At 67.4% G+C, this 17,598-nt stretch carries 13 protein-coding genes and 1 pseudogene; 7 read left to right on the forward strand and 7 right to left on the reverse strand.

The genetic code is table 11. The features are described 5' to 3' along the window. Window positions 1-59: 59 nt before the first annotated feature. Window positions 60-1,571: an amino acid permease gene (locus P3T34_RS02905; RefSeq protein WP_280664371.1), complete on the forward strand. Its 1,512-nt coding sequence runs from the start codon at window positions 60-62 to the stop codon at window positions 1,569-1,571. Between the two features lie 16 nt (window positions 1,572-1,587). Here P3T34_RS02905 and P3T34_RS02910 read toward each other — a convergent pair whose 3' ends face one another. After that, window positions 1,588-2,364: an IclR family transcriptional regulator gene (locus P3T34_RS02910; RefSeq protein ID WP_280664372.1), complete on the reverse strand. Its 777-nt coding sequence runs from the start codon at window positions 2,362-2,364 to the stop codon at window positions 1,588-1,590. A gap of 97 nt (window positions 2,365-2,461) precedes the next feature. Here P3T34_RS02910 and P3T34_RS02915 point away from each other — a divergent pair, with 97 nt between their 5' ends. From P3T34_RS02915 to P3T34_RS02940, 6 genes and pseudogenes are all read left to right on the forward strand, one after another. Beyond that, window positions 2,462-2,788, forward strand: coding sequence for a bifunctional 3-phenylpropionate/cinnamic acid dioxygenase ferredoxin subunit (locus P3T34_RS02915; protein ID WP_280664373.1), 327 nt, complete (start codon window positions 2,462-2,464; stop codon window positions 2,786-2,788). 87 nt (window positions 2,789-2,875) lie between these two features. Further along, window positions 2,876-4,234, forward strand: a complete 1,359-nt coding sequence (gene gdhA, locus P3T34_RS02920; protein WP_280664374.1) for an NADP-specific glutamate dehydrogenase — start codon at window positions 2,876-2,878, stop codon at window positions 4,232-4,234. Window positions 4,235-4,556: 322 nt separating this feature from the next. Further along, complete coding sequence (locus P3T34_RS02925; RefSeq protein ID WP_280664375.1) at window positions 4,557-6,332, forward strand: ABC transporter ATP-binding protein; 1,776 nt, start codon at window positions 4,557-4,559, stop codon at window positions 6,330-6,332. Between the two features lie 1,007 nt (window positions 6,333-7,339). Then, window positions 7,340-8,380, forward strand: coding sequence for a hypothetical protein (locus P3T34_RS02930; RefSeq protein WP_280664376.1), 1,041 nt, complete (start codon window positions 7,340-7,342; stop codon window positions 8,378-8,380). A gap of 399 nt (window positions 8,381-8,779) precedes the next feature. Then, on the forward strand, window positions 8,780-10,267 hold the full coding sequence (locus tag P3T34_RS02935; RefSeq protein WP_280664377.1) for a hypothetical protein: 1,488 nt from the start codon (window positions 8,780-8,782) through the stop codon (window positions 10,265-10,267). 207 nt (window positions 10,268-10,474) lie between these two features. Continuing rightward, a pseudogene (locus tag P3T34_RS02940) lies at window positions 10,475-10,815 on the forward strand (aminotransferase class I/II-fold pyridoxal phosphate-dependent enzyme); the annotation flags it as partial. Between the two features lie 276 nt (window positions 10,816-11,091). Here P3T34_RS02940 and P3T34_RS02945 read toward each other — a convergent pair. From P3T34_RS02945 to P3T34_RS02970, 6 genes are all read right to left on the reverse strand, one after another. Next, the gene (locus P3T34_RS02945; RefSeq protein WP_280664378.1) at window positions 11,092-11,556 is read right to left on the reverse strand and encodes a helix-turn-helix domain-containing protein; all 465 of its coding nucleotides are present in this window, start codon (window positions 11,554-11,556) and stop codon (window positions 11,092-11,094) included. 64 nt (window positions 11,557-11,620) lie between these two features. Next, a complete protein-coding gene (locus P3T34_RS02950; RefSeq protein ID WP_280664379.1) occupies window positions 11,621-13,159 on the reverse strand; it encodes an AMP-binding protein in 1,539 nt (512 codons plus the stop codon). Between the two features lie 23 nt (window positions 13,160-13,182). After that, a complete protein-coding gene (locus P3T34_RS02955) occupies window positions 13,183-14,409 on the reverse strand; it encodes an acyl-CoA dehydrogenase (RefSeq protein WP_280664380.1) in 1,227 nt (408 codons plus the stop codon). Between the two features lie 64 nt (window positions 14,410-14,473). Further along, complete coding sequence (locus P3T34_RS02960; RefSeq protein ID WP_280664381.1) at window positions 14,474-15,319, reverse strand: 2,3,4,5-tetrahydropyridine-2,6-dicarboxylate N-succinyltransferase; 846 nt, start codon at window positions 15,317-15,319, stop codon at window positions 14,474-14,476. A 290-nt stretch (window positions 15,320-15,609) separates the two neighbouring features. Beyond that, on the reverse strand, window positions 15,610-16,062 hold the full coding sequence (locus P3T34_RS02965; RefSeq protein ID WP_280664382.1) for a hypothetical protein: 453 nt from the start codon (window positions 16,060-16,062) through the stop codon (window positions 15,610-15,612). Window positions 16,063-16,294: 232 nt separating this feature from the next. Continuing rightward, on the reverse strand, window positions 16,295-17,314 hold the full coding sequence (locus tag P3T34_RS02970; protein ID WP_280664383.1) for a hypothetical protein: 1,020 nt from the start codon (window positions 17,312-17,314) through the stop codon (window positions 16,295-16,297). Window positions 17,315-17,598 lie beyond the last annotated feature (284 nt).

Genomic DNA, 17,598 nt, shown 5'->3' on the forward strand with positions numbered 1-17,598 from the left:
GCCTCCCCCACGCCCCTGCCTGCCTGCCTGCCTCTGGAGCGACCTTGCGCAATCCGGGAATGTCCAGCAGAACCAGCACCGCTCCCCCACTCGGCGACGACACCGCCGACCTCGCCCGCTTCGGCTACCCCCAGGAGCTGGAGCGTTCGCTCGGCTCCTTCTCCAGCTTCGCCGCCGGCTTCAGCTACATCTCGATCATGACCGGCGTCTTCCAGCTCTTCGGCTTCGGGTTCGCCTCCGGCGGCCCGGCCTTCATCTGGACCTGGCCGCTGGTCTTCATCGGCCAGGGCGCGGTGGCCCTCTGCTTCGCCGAGATGGCGGGCCAGTTCCCGCTGGCCGGCTCCGTCTACCAGTGGTCCAAGCAGATAGCGCGGCCGGCCGTCTCGTGGATGTCCGGCTGGATCATGACCGTGGGGGCGGTGGTCACCGCGGCCGCCGTGGCGGTCGCCTACCAGATCATCCTGCCGCAGGTCTCGCTAGCCTTCGAGATCGTCGGCGGCGCCGGCGACGCCGGGCAGACCGCGACGCCCAACGGTGCCAAGAACGCGATCCTGCTCGCCCTGGGCCTGATCGTCTTCACCACGATCGTCAACATCATCGGCGTCCGGCTGATGGCGAAGATCAACAACTTCGGCGTCGCGGTCGAACTGATCGGCGTCACCCTGCTCATCATCATGCTGGCCGTGCACATCAAGCGCGGTCCGCAGGTCGTCCTGCAGACCCAGGGCACCGGGGCCGGCCACTCCTGGGGCTACCTCGGGGCCTTCCTGGTGGCCTCGATCATGAGCGCGTACGTCTTCTACGGCTTCGACACCGCCGGCTCGCTGGCCGAGGAGACCAGGGATCCGCGCCGGCACGCTCCCCGCGCCATCCTGCGCGCGCTCACCGCCGCCTTCCTCGCGGGCGGAGTGCTGATGCTCGTCGGCATGATGGCGGTCGGGAACATCAAGGCGCAGGAACTCGGCACGCTCGGCATGCCCTACCTGATCAAGAGCACGCTCGGCAGCGGCCTCGGAGACGTCTTCCTGGTCTGCTCGGCGATCGCCATCACGGTCTGCTGCCTCGCCGTGCAGACGGCCGCCATCCGCCTGCTCTTCTCGATGGCCCGCGACGGACGCCTTCCCTTCGGCGCCTCGATCGCCAAGGTCTCCCCCAGGTCCGGCACGCCGGTGCTGCCCGCCGTCATCACCGGTGTGCTGACCATCGCCCTGCTGCTCGTCAACATCGGCAACCAGCGGGTCTTCTACATCCTCACCTCGGTCGCCATCCTGCTCTTCTACATCCCCTACCTGCTGGTCACCGCCCCGATGCTGCTGCAGCGCCTGCGCGGCCAGTGGCCCCGGGCGGACCACGGCCCGTACTTCGGCATGGGCCGCTGGGGGCTCATGGTGAACATCGTGGCCGTGCTCTACGGCGTGGCGATGACCGTCAACCTGGCGTGGCCGCGGGCCGCCGTCTACGGCAGCGACCACTGGTACTACCAGTGGGGCGCCATCGTGTTCACCGCCGCGATCGCGGCGATCGGCGGGCTGCTCTACCTGCGCTACCGCCGGGGCGGCGCACCGCAGTAACCGAGCGGGACACCGCTCACCCCAGGCGGAGGTAGCCGAGCCGGGCCGAGACCTGATCGGCCGCGGACCGCACCGCGGCGGCCACCTCCGGGATCCGGCCCTCGGTCAGCCGGAAGGAGGGACCCGAGGCGCTGATGGCGGCCACCACCTGACCGTTCTGCGCGAGGACCGGGGCCGCGACCGCGTTCAGGCCCGGCTCCAACTCCTCGACGCAGCAGGCGAAGCCCTGCGTACGGACCTGCTCCAACTGCTCCAGCAGGGCATCGGCGTCGGTCACCGTGAGCGGCGTGAACCGCTCCAGCGGGGCGGCCAGCCTGCTCCTCAGCACCTCGCCGGGCAGGTGGGCCAGCAGCACCTTCCCGCTGGAGGTGGCGTGCAGGGCCGTCCGCTGGCCGATCCAGTTGTGCGTGGTGAGAGCGGACGGCCCGAAGACCTGGTCGATGTTGACGGCCGCGTCGCCGTCCAGGATCGCCAGGTTGATCGTCTCCGCGACCTCGACGGCCAGCCGCTCGCAGATCGGCCGGCTCTGCTGGGACAGGTCCATCCGGACCGTCGCGGCGCCGGCGAGCCGGATCAGACCCAGGCCCAGGCGGTACTTGCCGCGCTCGCCCGACTGCTCGACGAGCCCGCGCATCTCCAGGGCGGCGGCGAGCCGGAACGCCGTCGACTTGTGCACGCCCAGCTCCGTTGCTATCTCGGTGACGCCCGTCTCCCCCCGGCGAGCCAGGATCTCCAGGATGGTCACCGCCCGGTCAACGGACTGAACCGGGGATTCCGTCTGACTGTTGCTCATAACGCAACAGTATGCCCTCTTGACAGGGCCCCGGAGGGTCGAAACCATGTTGCGAATGACGAATCGTGTTGCGTCATACGATACGCGGGAGGTTCCCATGATCACGGTGTGCCGGATCGAAGACCTGCCCCCGGGCGAGGCGCTCCGGGTGACCGACGGTGTACCGGCACCGGTCGCCCTCTTCAACGCCGACGGTGTCGTCTACGCCGTCGACGACACCTGCACCCACCAGGACGCCTCGCTCGCCGACGGCTGGCTGGAGGGCTGCTTCGTCGAATGCCCGCTGCACGCGGCCTCGTTCGACCTGCGCACCGGGCGGCCGACCTGCCTGCCGGCCAAGACGCCGTTGCAGACCCACCGGGTCACCGTCCAGGACGGGTACGTCCTGCTGCACGTCACGGCCGGCGAACCGGCCACCCCATGAGACGAGTTGCCTTGGATATTGAGATAGCTTCAACAAAATGTGACACTACGGTGCTCCGTCACGGCCCTCCGGAAAGGAACCGATCCCATGTCGGCACGCACCATCGAAAGCAGCTCCGTGGAGACCGTCTATGCGGAGATCCGCCGGCGCAATCCCGGTGAATCCGAGTTCCACCAGGCGGCGCGCGAGGTACTGGACAGCCTCGCGCCGGTGCTCGCGGCGCGCCCGGAGTACGCGCAGGCCAAGCTGATCGAGCGGATCGTCGAGCCGGAGCGGCAGGTCATGTTCCGGGTGCCGTGGATGGACGACGCAGGCGTCGTCCAGGTCAACCGCGGCTTCCGGGTCGAGTTCAACAGCGTGCTCGGCCCGTACAAGGGCGGGCTGCGCTTCCACCCGTCGGTGAACCTCGGCATCGTGAAGTTCCTCGGCTTCGAGCAGATCTTCAAGAACGCCTTGACCGGTCTGAACATCGGCGGCGGCAAGGGCGGCAGCGACTTCGACCCGCGCGGCCGCACCGACAACGAAGTGATGCGCTTCTGCCAGTCGTTCATGACCGAGCTCTATCGGCACCTGGGTGAGCACACCGACGTGCCGGCCGGTGACATCGGTGTCGGCGGCCGCGAGATCGGCTTCATGTTCGGCCAGTACCGCCGGATCACCAACCGCTGGGAGGCCGGCGTGCTGACCGGCAAGGGCCTGGCCTGGGGCGGCTCGCAGGCCCGGACGGAGGCCACCGGCTACGGCAACGTGCTGTTCACCGCCGAGATGCTGAAGAAGCGCGGCGAGGACCTGGACGGCCAGACGGTCGTCGTCTCCGGCTCCGGCAACGTCGCGATCTACTCGATCGAGAAGGCCCAGGAGCTGGGCGCGAACGTGATCACGGCCTCCGACTCGCAGGGCTACGTCGTGGACGACAAGGGCATAGACGTCGCTCTGCTCAAGCAGATCAAGGAGGTCGAGCGCGGCCGCGTCAGCGACTACGCCGAGCGCCGCGGCGGCTCCGCCCGTTATGTCGCCGGCGGCAGCGTGTGGGACGTCGCCGCCGACGTCGCCCTGCCCTCCGCCACCCAGAACGAGCTGGGCGCCGAGGCTGCGGCCACCCTGGTGCGCAACGGCGTCAAGGCCGTCTCGGAGGGGGCGAACATGCCCACCACGCCCGAGGCGGTGCGCATCTTCCAGGAGGCCGGTGTCGCGTTCGGCCCGGGCAAGGCCGCCAACGCCGGCGGCGTCGCCACCAGCGGCCTGGAGATGGCGCAGAACGCCGGACGCGACGTCTGGTCGTTCGCCCAGGTCGAGGACCGCCTCGCGGGCATCATGCGCGACATCCACAACACCTGCTTCGAGACCGCCGCCCGCTACGGCGCGCCCGGGGACTACGTCACCGGCGCCAACATCGCCGGCTTCGAGCGGGTCGCGGACGCGATGCTCGCCCAGGGCCTGATCTGACCTCAGCCGACCCGGAATTCGGCTTTGTCGAAACGGCCCGTCCGAGAAGTCGGACGGGCCGTTTCTGCAAAGCCGGTGTCAGAAGAGCTCCACCCAGTACGGATACGCGTATGCAATCCATCTGCTCGACGGCTCACCCAAAAGAGTGACGATTCCCAGCCCGGTCCGTGCGGCGTCTCGGCCGCGGCGAAAAACGCTTGGACTCCTCGGCCGCCCGCGCGGAAGACTTCGGCTCCTGGCTTCCTCGCATACCGCCGCACGAGAACCCGAGGTTGGGATGGGATCGTCTGAATCACCTCAGGGCTCGACCGGCCGGACCTCGATGCTCCTCGCACTTCGCTCCTACGGACGGGAGTTGGCCCGATCGCCGCGGCTGGCACTGCCGGCCATGCTGCTGCCCGCGCTGGGCAACATCGGCATCGCCTACATCGCGCCACTGATCGTCGCCAAGCTCGTCGGTCGCATCGCCGCCGATGCCCATGTCGGTATCGGCACCATGCTGCCCTACGTACTGGCCTTCGCCGGTTCCCTGCTGGTCGCGGAGACCTTGTGGCGCCTCGGCCTGCACTGCATCAACCGCCTTGAAGCCCGCGGCATCGAGCACCTGTACGTGATCGGGATGGACGAGCTGTTCGCCAAGGACTCCGCGTTCTTCCACGACAACTTCGCCGGATCGCTGACCAAACGGGTCCTGAGCTTCGCCTCGCGCTTCGAGGACTTCGTGGACACGCTGACTTTCTCAGTCGTGGCCAACTTCGTGCCCCTGCTGTTCGGATCTGTGGTGCTGTGGCAGTACCAACCGCTGCTCGTCGTCGGACTGCTGGCGATGATCGGGCTGACCGCCGCGTGCGTGACGCCCCTGATCCGGCGCCGCCAGCAACTGGTGGACCAGCGCGAGGAGGCGGTCGCCCGGGTGGCCGGCCACGTCGCCGACAGCCTCGTGAACATGGACACCGTCCGGGCGTTCGCGGCCGAGGAGCGCGAGGCCGCCGAGCACCGCTCCCGCGTCGCATGGTCGCGCCAACTGACGCTGCGTTCCTGGGACTACAACAACCTGCGCATCGACACGCTGGTCGCGCCGATGTCCGTGCTGACGAACGCACTGGGCCTGCTGCTCGCGGTCACGCTCGGCGGGGGCCGGCACGGCGTGGAGGCGGTGATCGTCGCCTTCACGTACTACAGCAGCGCGACGCGGATCATGTTCGAGTTCAGCCAGATCTACCGCCGGCTGGAGAGCTCGATGACGGAGGCCGCGCAGTTCACCGAGCTGCTGCTGACGCCGCCGACCGTACGCGACCCGGCCTCGCCGGAACCGCTGCGGTTGCGGGCCGCCGACGTCCACTTCGAGCAGGTGACCTTCGCCCACGCCGGCGCCGAGCCGATCTTCGAGGGCCTCGACCTGGCCGTGCCCAGCGGGGCCAAGATCGGCCTCGTCGGCCGGTCCGGCGGGGGCAAGACCACGCTCACCCGGCTGCTGCTGCGGATGACGGACATCGACGCCGGTCGCATCCTGATCGGGGGTCAGGACATCAGCAGGCTGCGCCAGGCCGACCTGCGCGGCCAGATCGCCTACGTGCCGCAGGATCCGGCGATGTTCCACCGCACGCTGCGCGAGAACATCGCATTCGCCCGGCCGGACGCCACCGACGCCGAGATCCGCCGGGCGGCAGAGGCAGCGCACGTCACCGAGTTCGCCGACGCGCTGCCGGACGGCTTCGACACCATGGTGGGCGAGCGCGGCGTCAAACTCTCCGGCGGACAGCGCCAACGGGTCGCCCTCGCCCGCGCGATCCTGCGCGACGCACCCATCCTGCTGCTGGACGAGGCGACCAGCGCCCTGGACTCCGAGAGCGAGGTCCTGGTCCAGGAGGCCCTGTGGCGACTCATGGAGGGGCGCACGGCCCTCGTCGTGGCGCACAGGCTGAGCACCGTCGCCACGATGGACCGGCTCGTCGTCCTCGACCGCGGCCGGATCCTCGAACAGGGCACCCACCAGGAACTCCTCACCGCGGACGGCGCCTACGCCAAGCTGTGGCAACACCAGTCCGGCGGCTTCCTGGACAAGACCTGTTCGCCTACCCATTTGCTGACAAGCTGAGGACAGCAAAGCCCAAGGGAGCCAGCAGGCTACTTGCGCCGGGTCACTGCCGAACCGCAGGCTGGTGAGGATGGGGACGACAGTCTTCGGGAGATGCCGGTGCTCGCCACGGCCACCGGGCCGGTCAACCTCGAGCGGTGTCCCCCGGTGGAAGCCCTGCTTTGGTCGCGCGCCTGGCTGCGCCGCCTCCCCCGAGCGACGGCAAGCGGGATGCGTGACGGCCGCCCCTTCGCCTCGCCATTCCACTGGGCCGCGTTCGCCGCCTGGGGAATGTAAGCGCCCAAGCCACCCCTTAGGCTCACCATATGACCTCATCAGAAGTGGCAGAAGCAGCCTCCCCATGCTCATCGCTCGCCCTGCTAACCCTCCCCTTCTCGTTCACTCAAGCGGATCACCTGCTGGATACTGATGGCCTGATAAAGGCTGCGACACTTCGAGGCTACGACATCGATCTGACACTCCTCCAGGAACTTCACAGCAGACGGCTACTCCTTCCACTCTACCGGGTCAGCGATACTCCATCGGAAGGCCGGAGAATCCTCGCTCATGCCAAATTTCTCGGAACTAATACAAGAGGCTGGGTGCTTGAAGCAGCCTTGGAGGGGAAAGTTCGCGACCCTCTCAATGAGGGCTACTCTGCGACCTGGCCCTACCAGCGACCCGACAATCAGGGCGTACATGAATGGTGGAATGGCTTCGCCTACTCCGAATGGCAGATACTAGATTTTTCGGATGCACTTAATGAACTTGAGTTCATTCGACAAGGATTTGCGCACAATTACCACGCTCGCATGCCAAGAAAGCGATCAAGAGCCCAAGCCCTCGCGGCTCTGGCACCTCGGTATCTACCCGGAATCCTGGGAACGTCTAGCGTCCCACCTGGCACATCGAGTGAGGATCTATGGCGATTCCGATCATCATCTGACGTATCTGAGCTGCTCCAGCTTGCAGGATTTACTAAAGTTGATCTACTAGAACAAGCGGAGCGACTTCTCACCTTGGCTCACATGAGGGACCCGCTGAAGGCGTGGCTTCCTCTGCTGCGTCATGCGAGCTACACGGGATGGTCCGAACTGAGGGGGGTGCCGCTCGACTGCATGTGGCACCGGATCGCCGCTGAGATCCTCCTGCGAGCCCATGAGGATCTGGCGGCAACGGGCCAGCTCGCATCATTGCCCGATATTTCAGGCTTGAACGCTTGGACACCTCTTCACGATCGCCTTTCCGCTCGACACGATGACGCAGAATCACTGGAGCGAGCACTCGGCAGCTTTGGCCTGTCACCTCATCCTCGGGTTCTGCTGCTGGTCGAGGGCGAGACCGAGCTTTATCACATACCTCGGCTATTGGCGGAGTTTGGTCTCGGCCGGACAGAGCACGTCAGAGTGCAACGCACCAAGGGATCGAAGATCAGCCCTTTGCTGATTGCTCGATATAACATCTCACCACGCATCGGGAGACGCTTGCAGAGCTGCTGGCTGCTGGACGCCACCCCTACGGCGCTTGTGGTGGCAATGGATGCTGAGAACAAGTGGGCAACCGAAGCGCGGCGTTCAGATGAAACTAGAAAGCTGCAGAATGCCATTCGCGAAGAGGTTCAGTGGCAGGGAGCTGATATATCACAAGAGGATCTTGACTTCCTCGTCCGGGTGCGCGTCTGGGGTGAAGATAAGTACGAACTCGCCAACTTCACAGATGACGAGCTAGTGCCTCAGATCAGAACAATCGCCGAGCGCAAGGAACGAGGTGCGGAACGAGACTCCTGGGAGCAGGAGCTTCGAGCGCATCTCTCCGAAGCACGAGAAAAGCATCAGGACATCAAGATTCCACTGGGAAAGATGCGCCTCGGTGACCCCAAAGTCGAACTCGCTCAGCTGCTGTGGCCAGTCCTTCTAGCCAAGTGCGAGCGACAACTAGCCGATGGGGAGATTATCACTCCAGTGCTCGAGGTCATACAGGAGGTGCGTGAGGTCGTAACACGTCTTTCGGCCAGCGGATACGCTCTCAAGGTCCCCGCCCACTACGACCAGGGCCCATCTGACCAGTGATCAACTTGCGGGTTTCGCAGAGTCAGAGGATCGCCGGCCACAGCTATGCCGGCCCAGTCTCCACGCCCGGCCCTCCCCCGCAGCCCCACTCAAGTTGCGAGGCCCACCGACTGCAGGACAGCAGGTGGCCTCGATGCCGTTCACACCCACCTACACGAACTCAAGCGGTGGTGCGAACGCCTGCGATCCTGACTGGCAGCCACCGCCCCGCAGCCCTGCCTCCCAACTGGAGGGCTGGGAGCTCGGGGCGAGGCCGCAGCACTTCGGCGACCTACCCCAGTAGCGCACCTGTTCGGTCGGATGCTGCTTAGCCCGCGCCACGTCACGGGCATGCGCCGGTCGGCGGCTGGGTAGGACGTTGGCTGGCACCGCTCGGCCGGCCAGACATCTGGGGGAACCATGCGCGTATCGGAGTATTACAACCTCGGACGGACGCAGCCCGCGCTGGACTTTGTCGATATCGACATCACCGAGGACACTCCGGTATACATCGACCCGAGCGCCATAAAGAATCTCTCAGACGAGTGGGCGACACAGTGTCTGAACATGCTGAGCACATTCTTCGATAGCGTTCTTGACGCTATCAATAACGACGATCAGGACAGAGTCAAGAATCTCCTTATTCGACTCCAAGAGCCGAACGAGACTCATTTTGGACTTTCGAAGGGAAAATCTCGAGGACGCGGCCTGGGGCCGTATCTGATTCAGAAGCTCTGCAATAATCTGACGCTTAGCCGAGCAGCCAAGACGGGGATGCTTGAGGATCTCGAAGACACTGCGCTCTTCATCGAGGGAGTCGGGAAAGATATCGTCTCCGACCTCACTACCAATGTTATTCGCGGCATGCTCGTGACCTACACTCAGTCAGTCGCACTCATGTACGGCATCCCACTGGAGGAGGGTGTTTACAGTGGTCTAGCTTGGGATCCCTTTCGTCGGGAATGGGATGGAACATTTACGCGCCTTCCTATTGCGGACGGCAACCCGCTGCTACTCGTTCCCAAGGTCATCGTCAGGTACGACCTGCACCTCACCAAGGAGGAGTACTTTCGGAATTACCTGGCTCCAGCCATGCAGAGCGAGGAGCTGGATAAGCCTGGCAGCAAACTGGTCAAGACCCTCAAGGATGGCCAGAAGGTCGTACAGAAGAAGGATGTCGAGCAGGAATACGGCGGCGGGAAGGAGATAATTGCGAGCCACTCGTTCGCGCGCCCGGAAGTATTTCAGTCATACAAAGAGGGCAAGCGCCTGAATCCGTCGAAGCCACTGACGCACGACCAAATCAGTGCAGCGACGCAGACACCAAGAATCGACCTCGACGCTCTGCTGCACGAAGTGCTGACCATACCTCCGGGACCTGAAGGTGCATCTGCGTACCACAGGGCAGTAGAGTCCCTCCTTTCAGCCCTGTTCTATCCAGCGCTATCCCAGCCTGTTATCGAGTTCCCAATCGATCAAGGGCGAAAGCGAGTCGACATTACCTATACAAACATGGCCGACTCGGGATTCTTCGGATGGCTTCAGCGGCAACGCCATCAGTGCTCCTACGTATTCGTCGAGTGCAAGAACTACAAGGCGGACCTCGGAAATCCAGAACTCGATCAGATCACCGGGCGATTCTCCCATTTGCGAGGGCAAGTCGGCCTCATCCTCTGCCGCTCGCTCCAGGATAAGCCACTATTCATCGCGCGCTGCCGAGACGTGGCTTTGGCCTCGAGGGGATTCGTACTCGCGCTGGACGACGAAGATCTTCGGGCGCTGGTCAACGAGGAAAAAATGGCATCACAGCCCGTCAATGACCAGCCCACTGGCGAGGGACCAGAAGGCAGCCCTCAGCCCTCCGAGTTCAGGACATTGTTCGAGAGGTTCCGACAGCTTGTCAGCTGACGCAACGCTTCGGACATGGCGAATAGCGCGCGACCCGCCAGCGAGTGCATGGGATGAAGCCAGCAGTAGGCATCGCCTCAGCCATCCACAACTGGGGCGACGGCTCTGAAATCAGATGGATGGAGTGCACATGGGTGGGCGGCCGCTGCTCAACCGCAGGCTGGATGGACTGGACAGGATGGTCTCAGCCCTGGGCCACCACGGCCCGAGCACCCGCAGCGCTTCTACGGCCTCAGCTATGACCCCGACATCGAGCTCCCGGTCACCACCGAGGATCGCGCCGCCGCCCTCCTCGAACGCGGCGAGGAGGTGACCGCCTTCGAGCCGTTCTACGACTCCTACGCGGCCTGCATCGCCATGACCGGCGCCACCCGAGTCCCCTGACGCTCCGTCCGCCGTCCTTCCAGCGCTGCGCGCCGCGATCACCCCGCGCACTTGCCTCCTGTTGCTCAACACCCAGGACAACCCGACCGGCATGGTCCTCACCCGACGAGCTTGCCACCATCGCGCAACTCACCTGTGACAACGACCTGCTGGTCATCACCAACGCCCACCACCCCATCGCCGCCCTGTCCGCATGCACGAGCGGATCGTCTGTGGCGGCCGACCCGTCGCAGGACTTGCGCCCCGGGCTTGCAGAGTGCGGGATCCGCAGCGGGGTGACTGTTTCTCGGCGCCCGCGCATCCATCACCCAGCTGCCGCCTCCACCCGCCGCCATCAGCGTCGAGCTCAAAGTCCGCGCGACGGGGTGCTCATGGTGGCCCGCCAACCCCTGCGGGTCGGCCCCGCAGGAGCCCCGGCGTGGTGCCGAGGCGGTTGTTTATCAGTGTGGTGAGCGTGATGCCGTTCTCGTAACCGACGTGGCGGCGACCACCTCCACCGAGAGGTCGGTGGTGCGCAACAGGTGTACCGCGTGGTCGAGCCGGATCCGTTGGGCGAAGCGGACCGGTGGAATGCCGAGCGCCCGCTGTACCGTGCGCTGGAGGGTGCGCTTGCTGACGCCGAGCGCGCTGGCCGCGTCGGCGAGGCAGAACGGGCGGTCGAGACGGTCCCGTAGGTGGCGTTCGAGGGCGCCGACGAGCGGATCGGTCCGGGCCAGGTGGGCAGGGATCGCGTAACTCGCTTGGCTGGGAAGGGAGTCCACGACCAGATAGCCGGCGGTGAGCTCGGCGAGTGCCGGGCTGTGGTCGTGGACCAGGGAGAGGGCCAGGTCGAGGTGGGCGAGGGAGGCTCCGCCAGTCGTCACCCCGGCCGCCGGCACGACCATGCACGACTCGGCGAGCTCCACCCGCGATCCAGACCATCACGGCCCCCAGGAGACAACTCCATTGGCGAGTCGCCCATGGGAGCTGCTACCGGGTGGCTGCTTGCCGGCGGAGGAGTTTCTTGTCGGGTTTGCCGGCGTCGGTGAGCGGGAGTGCGGGGAGGAAGGCGATGTGCGCCGGTTCGTGGAGGGGGCCTCGCCGGGTGCGGACCAGGCTGCGGAGCTCGTCCTCGTCGGGCCGTGCGCCCGGGGCGGGCACGACGACGGCGTGGACGCGTTCCACCTGGTTGCCGTCGGGGACGCCGAAGACCGCGCTCTGGCGGACCTCGGGGTGGGAGTTGAGCAGGTCCTCGACCTCGGAGGTGTACACATGGCCGCCACCGGTGTTGATCAGGTCCTTCAGCCGGTCGACGATGTAGAGGTAGCCCTCGTCGTCCAGGTAGCCGAGGTCGCCGGTCCGCAGCCAGCCGTCCTTGAGGACCTCGGCGGTCAGCTCAGGCTGCTTCCAGTAGCCCAGCATCAGGCTGTCCGAGCTGACGCAGAGCTCGCCGCGCGCACCGGCCGGCAGGTCCCGGCCCGACTCGTCGCGGATCGCCACCCGGTAGCCGGGCGCGATCCGGCCGACCGAACGCAGCCGTTCGGGGCGGCTCGGATCGTGGTCAGCGGCGTCGAGGACGCTGACGATGCCTGCCTCGTGCTGCCCGTAGAGCTGCACCAGCACCGGGCCGAAACGCCGGATCGCGTCGGTGAGCCGGGCCGGTGATGCCTGGCAGCCGCCATAGGTGAGGCGGCGCAGGCTGCTGGTGTCGGTGTGCTCGGACCGTGGGTGATCCAGCAACTGGTAGAGCAGCGGCGGCATCAGGAACACGTCGGTGATGCGTTCTTGTTCGATCGCCGCCAGGACGGTGCCCGCGTCGAAGTCGTCCAGCAGGACCGCACTGCCGCCGGCCCGCAGCACCTTGTCGGTCAGCTGTCCGGCAGCGTGGGCGAGGGTGGTGCAGACCAGCAGCCGCGGCGGGTGCGACGGGTCACCGTCCAGGTCGGGGCCGAACCGGCGGACCTGCCCGTAGCCGATGCATATCCCCTTGGAGTGGCCGGTGGTGCCGCCGGAGTGGCGGATGGTCCGTACGTCCGTCGACCGGGCCCGGCTCGGGAACGGGTCGGCCGGCTGGGCGGCGGCCAGCGCCAGCAGGTCGGTCCCCACCGCGCTGGGGCCGAGAACCAGGACGGCCCCGACGGGGGCCGTCTCGGTGATTTCGGCGGCCCGGCCCGCATGGTGGGGATCGACGATCAGCGCGTGCGTCTCGACATCGCGGACCATGACGGCCTGCGTCTGGGCCGGCAGCTTGCCGTAGAGCTGGTTGACCCGGCAGCCGACCAGGTTGGCGGCGTAGCGTGCGGCGATGACCTCCGGCAGGTTGGCGCTCAGCAGCGTGACGGTGTGGTGGCGGTCGATGCCCTGGGCGCGCAGGGCCCGCGCCAGGCGGTGGGTGAGGTCGCGAAGCTCCCCGGCGGTGGTGGCCCGTCCGTGGTGGAGCAGTACCTCCCGGTCGGGCGCGGCTCCCAACACCTCCAGGATTTCGGTGACTTCGGTGACTTCGGTGCGGGTGGGCGCAGTGGCTGGCATGTGCGGTTCCTTGGTGCCTCGGTTCAGTGATGGGCGAGGAGTTGGGCGTCCTCGGCCCGCTGCTGCTCGATCAGCAGGGAGTGGGCCAGCACGCTGTAGAGCGTGTCGTTGGGGCCGTCGGCGATGCGCAGCCCCCGGATGTCGCGCAGTCGCTTCTCCATCGGGGTCTGCCGGGTGTAGCCCTCGCTGCCGTGCAGTTGGAGGGCGAGGTCGACGGCGCGGTAGGCGGCGTCGGTGGCCAGTGCCTTGGCGGCCGAGCAGGCGGCGATGTCGCTCTCGCCCTGGTCGATGCGCTCCAGGAGTGCGAAGCACCAGGCCGTGGCGGCCTCGACCTCGGCGGCGGCGGTGCCCAGTCGGGCGACGACGGAGGGGATGCCGGCCAGCGGCATCCGCCCGACGGTGCGGCTGCGGGTGCGGGCCGCGGACTCCTGGATCGCTGCCGCGGCGGCGCCGAGGCAGACCAGGGACATCATCAACCGCCAGGCGGAGAAGTGCGCGTCGAAGATCCGGCGGCCGTCGCCGGGTTCGCCGAGAAGGAAGTCCTTGTCCAACCGGGTGTCGACGAAGTGCAGATGGCCGAAGCTCCAGCCGCGCATGCCCAGCGGATCGGTGGTCTCGGTGAGCACGCCCGTGGCGTCCATCGGGACCCAGACCGCGGAGAGCGGTACGGTCCGCAGGTCGACCCGGCCGACGTCCTGCCGGTCGACGAGTTTGCAGAAGACGACGAAGCCGTAGGCCTCTTCGACCCTACTGAGCAGGCCCTTGGAGCCCGACAGCGTGAAGTGGTCGCCGTGGTCGACCAGGACGGTGCGAAAGCCCCGCAGGTCCGATCCCGAGTGCGGCTCGCTGGCCGCGACGCCCACCAACTTGCCTGCCGTGACGACCTGTTCGCGGGTGTGACGGGCGAGAGCGGGCGAGCCGTAGCGCAGCGGCATGGCGGCGTGTCCGGTACTGAAGAGCTCGCGGGCGTCGCAATCGCGTTGCCCGGCGAGGAACATGGCCATGCCCTGGGCCACCCGCCCGGTGACGCCCGGCCCCTCGTCCGGAACGTCAGGGAAGGCGACGTCGATGCCGGTGAGCCCGGCGGCCGAGGCGGCAGCCCGCAGGGCGAGCCAGTCGGGCCGGGGGTCGTCCTCGCGGACCGGCGCGGGCAGATGGGTGTCCAGAAAGGCCGTCAGGCGGGACCGCAGCTCCCCGAGTTCGGGGTGACGGGCCAGCAGCGGGATGATGCCGGTGGCAGGCGCGGGCATGGTGAGGGTTCCTTGGGAAGTCGTCAGGAGACGGGGGGACGGGCGGCGCCCAGGGTCAGGTCAGTCAGAGAATGACCGGCGGGTTGCTGCGCACCGCGTCGTTGAGCTTGGCCTTGTCGTGCCGCTCGCCCTTCTTGAGGTGCTTGATCACCAGCAGGCAGGGCAGGCCGAAGGTTCCGCCGTCGAACTCGCGCGGACGGCTGGCGGGGACGGCAACCGTCCACGGCGGCACCTCACCGCGGCTGAGCTCCTCGCCGGTGGCCGCGTCGATCACCGGAATCGTGTCGGTCAGCAGGGCTCCGGCGCCCAGCAGCGCGCCCTCGCCGACCCGGGCCCCGCTGTAGACCATCGAACGGGCGCCGATGAAGGCGTCGTCCTCGATCACCACCGGTTTGGCCATGGGAGGCTCGATCATGCCGCCCAGCCCGACCCCACCGGACAGGTGGACGTTCCGGCCGATCTGGGCGCACGAGCCGATGCCGACCCAGGAGTCCACCAGGGTGCCCTCGCCGACGTACGAGCCGATGCCGAGGTGACTCGGCATCACCACGACGCCGGGCTCCTGGTAGCTGCCCCGCCGGATCACCGCACCCGGCGACACCTGGACCCCGGAGCCGTCGATCCGGGCCTTCAGCGGGATCTTGTCGGCGCACTGGAAGGGGCCGAACTGCGAGATCTGCGGCGATGCCTGCTTGTAGAGCAGGAGGATCGCGTTCTTCAGCCACTCGTGCACCACGACCTGACCGTCCACCAGCTCGGCCACCCGCACGCGACCGGTGTCCAGCAGGTCGATCGCCACGTCGACGGCGGCCACCGCCTCGGCGGACTCCAGCGAGACCTCGTCCCGTCGCTCCCAGAGGTCTTCGAGCTCGCTGCGCAAGCTCGCCACATCGACACCACGATTTCGCATCGCACTCCACGCTTTCCAGGTCGGATGGACGGCCCGTCCGGTGAGCACCGGGGCCGCCGGCCGGACGGCTCGCACGCAGTGCCCCCGTGTGCGGTCTCCGGCTGTGGCGCGCGACGCCCGCTGCTCCCCCGCAGGCGTCCGCGCAAGACTGGCACGGTGAGTTACCTGGCGGTAACGGCGTGCCAGAGACAGCCTCGCACACCTCCGATTCGTAGATCAAACCGGGCGCATGGCATCGATATTAAGGTTGAAAAGTAAAATTTGCCGTCCCCCACACTGGGCGGGCTCCGCTACCCCTCAGTCGCGGGAACCGACGGGAGCAGGCGCGGCACGCCGTCGGCGGCCGCGGTGTGCCGCCCGCGCCACCACGGCGCGGCCGCCGGGTGCGCCTCGACACCCGGCATCGCGATGGACTTGATCAGCTCCCCGGCGCGTCCGCGGATATCGATGCGCAGCGGCACTGCGCGGCCCCGCACGCTGGTCCCACCGGCCCCGACCGAGTGCACCTGGCCCAGCACCTCGGTCACGGCCGTGACGAGCGCCGCCGCCACGGCATCCTCGGTGATCTGCCCGATGTCGTCCCTGAGCCAGTGCAGGACGAGCGCCCAGTCGTCGCCTCGGGTCACCGTGCGGGGCTGGGTGGGCTCGGCGTTGAGGCCGAGCTCGGCGAGAGCCTCGATCAGCGACACCAGGTCCTGGCCGTCGAGGTGCTGGAAGTTCTCTTCAATGAGCAGCTGTGTCACGAACGTTCCCTCAGGTGATGGTCGGTCGGACGCGGGCGCAGACGGTGTGCCTGCGGGACGTCGTCCTGCGACGATGCCGCGCCCCGAGTCCGGCAGGACCTGCTGCCAGAGCTCCCCGACGATGTATCAGTGATCTCCATGAGATTGACAGTTGTTCCAGCCCAGCTGGTTGCCACTGCCGGAGATCTTGACGCATCCCGTACGCACGGACTCAAGCTCTTGTCGGGTGGGGCTACTCCGCGACGAGGAGGCTTGGGGCTTCAGGGGTGGGCCTGAGGACCCGGACGGCGGCTGCTGTCAGCAGGGTGACCAGGGTGACGGCGAGGAGGTAGTCGGCGAGCAGGCCGAGGTTGCCGAACTGGTCGCTGTACCAGGAGAAGAACGCGTAGTAGGGGAGGCCGAGGTTGAGGGCCAGCGGGAGGGCGACCAGGCCGGCCGCGGCGGGCAGCAGCCGGCCCCGGTGCAGGGATGCGAGCGAGAGCAGGGCCAGCGGGATGCCGGCCCCGAACACCGCCACTACGGTCGCGGGAGTTATGGCGAGCCGGCCCACGTCGGGCAGCAGGAGGCTCGCGCCCAGTATCAGGGCGGGCGGGACGGCGGCCCGCGGTCGGCGTGCGATCGTGCTGTCCAGCAGGTCGCCTGGTGCGGCGAAGACCAGCAGGGACCACAGGACGCCCTCTCCGGCCGACATGATCAGGAGGAGGTAGTCCGGCGGCATGCCCGGCATCAACGTCCCCGTCACCTGCTCCTGGACGAACCACTGGGCGATGGCAGCCAGCGCGGCCAGGGCGGCCAGGGTCCGGGCGGTGGTCCACCTGCGGAGCAGCAGGGCCGCCACGACCAGCAGCCAGAGCGCGCCCGGGAAGGCCGAAGCGACCACCTCGGGGCGGAGGTTGGTGGGCGACTCGGCCGTGGGCAGGGCCGTCTGCCAGCTCTGCGGGAGGTGCCACAGGACGGGCAGCTGTTGGCCCAGTGCCATGGCGGCGGCCAGTGGGGCTGTGGTGGCGAGCAGGCGTCCGGCGGTGCCGCTCGCGGTGAGGCCGGTGCGGACCCGCAGGCCGTACGCGGCGACGCCGGCGGTCTCGCGGGCGGTGGCCAGTCGGCCGGCGCCCGCGGTGGCGTCCGTGTGGACGGCGGTGATCTCCTCACCGCACTCGGCGCGGTAGGCGGCGGGGTAGACCCGCAGGGCCAGCCGCAGTCCCCGCGAAGTGGTGCCCGTGGTGCTGGTGGTGCCAGTAGTGCCGGTGTTCATGCGAGGGCCCCCCTGGCCGTCGGACGGATGCTGCTCAGACGCCGGTCGGCCGGGAGAGCGTACGTCGGCTCCTGCATGGAGCGTTCTGTCATACGGATATATATATATCGCCCATCGGCATATGCCGTCCAGAGTGCCCCGCGCGCCCGTTCGGCACGGCGTCCGGCGAGGCGAGTCTCTCGACGCCAGGGGCACAACGGGGTTGCCCTTCGTCTCGTTGCGGCGGAAGCCTGGCCGAGACGAAGGGCAACCCTGTCCGCTCATCCGGATCCTGGGTGGAGGTC

The organism is Kitasatospora sp. MAP12-44 (assembly GCF_029892095.1).
Classification (GTDB): domain Bacteria; phylum Actinomycetota; class Actinomycetes; order Streptomycetales; family Streptomycetaceae; genus Kitasatospora.

Bases quoted from the DNA above. Each gene is read 5' to 3' on its own strand.
- gdhA (WP_280664374.1), top strand. From the start codon at position 2,876: ATGTCGGCACGCACCATCGAAAGCAGCTCCGTGGAGACCGTCTATGCG.
- P3T34_RS02905 (WP_280664371.1), top strand. From the start codon at position 60: ATGTCCAGCAGAACCAGCACCGCTCCCCCACTCGGCGACGACACCGCC.
- P3T34_RS02930 (WP_280664376.1), top strand. From the start codon at position 7,340: ATGAGGGACCCGCTGAAGGCGTGGCTTCCTCTGCTGCGTCATGCGAGC.
- P3T34_RS02955 (WP_280664380.1), bottom strand. From the start codon at position 14,409: ATGCCCGCGCCTGCCACCGGCATCATCCCGCTGCTGGCCCGTCACCCC.
- P3T34_RS02960 (WP_280664381.1), bottom strand. From the start codon at position 15,319: ATGCGAAATCGTGGTGTCGATGTGGCGAGCTTGCGCAGCGAGCTCGAA.
- P3T34_RS02925 (WP_280664375.1), top strand. From the start codon at position 4,557: ATGCTCCTCGCACTTCGCTCCTACGGACGGGAGTTGGCCCGATCGCCG.
- P3T34_RS02935 (WP_280664377.1), top strand. From the start codon at position 8,780: ATGCGCGTATCGGAGTATTACAACCTCGGACGGACGCAGCCCGCGCTG.
- P3T34_RS02950 (WP_280664379.1), bottom strand. From the start codon at position 13,159: ATGCCAGCCACTGCGCCCACCCGCACCGAAGTCACCGAAGTCACCGAA.
- P3T34_RS02910 (WP_280664372.1), bottom strand. From the start codon at position 2,364: ATGAGCAACAGTCAGACGGAATCCCCGGTTCAGTCCGTTGACCGGGCG.
- P3T34_RS02915 (WP_280664373.1), top strand. From the start codon at position 2,462: ATGATCACGGTGTGCCGGATCGAAGACCTGCCCCCGGGCGAGGCGCTC.
- P3T34_RS02970 (WP_280664383.1), bottom strand. From the start codon at position 17,314: ATGAACACCGGCACTACTGGCACCACCAGCACCACGGGCACCACTTCG.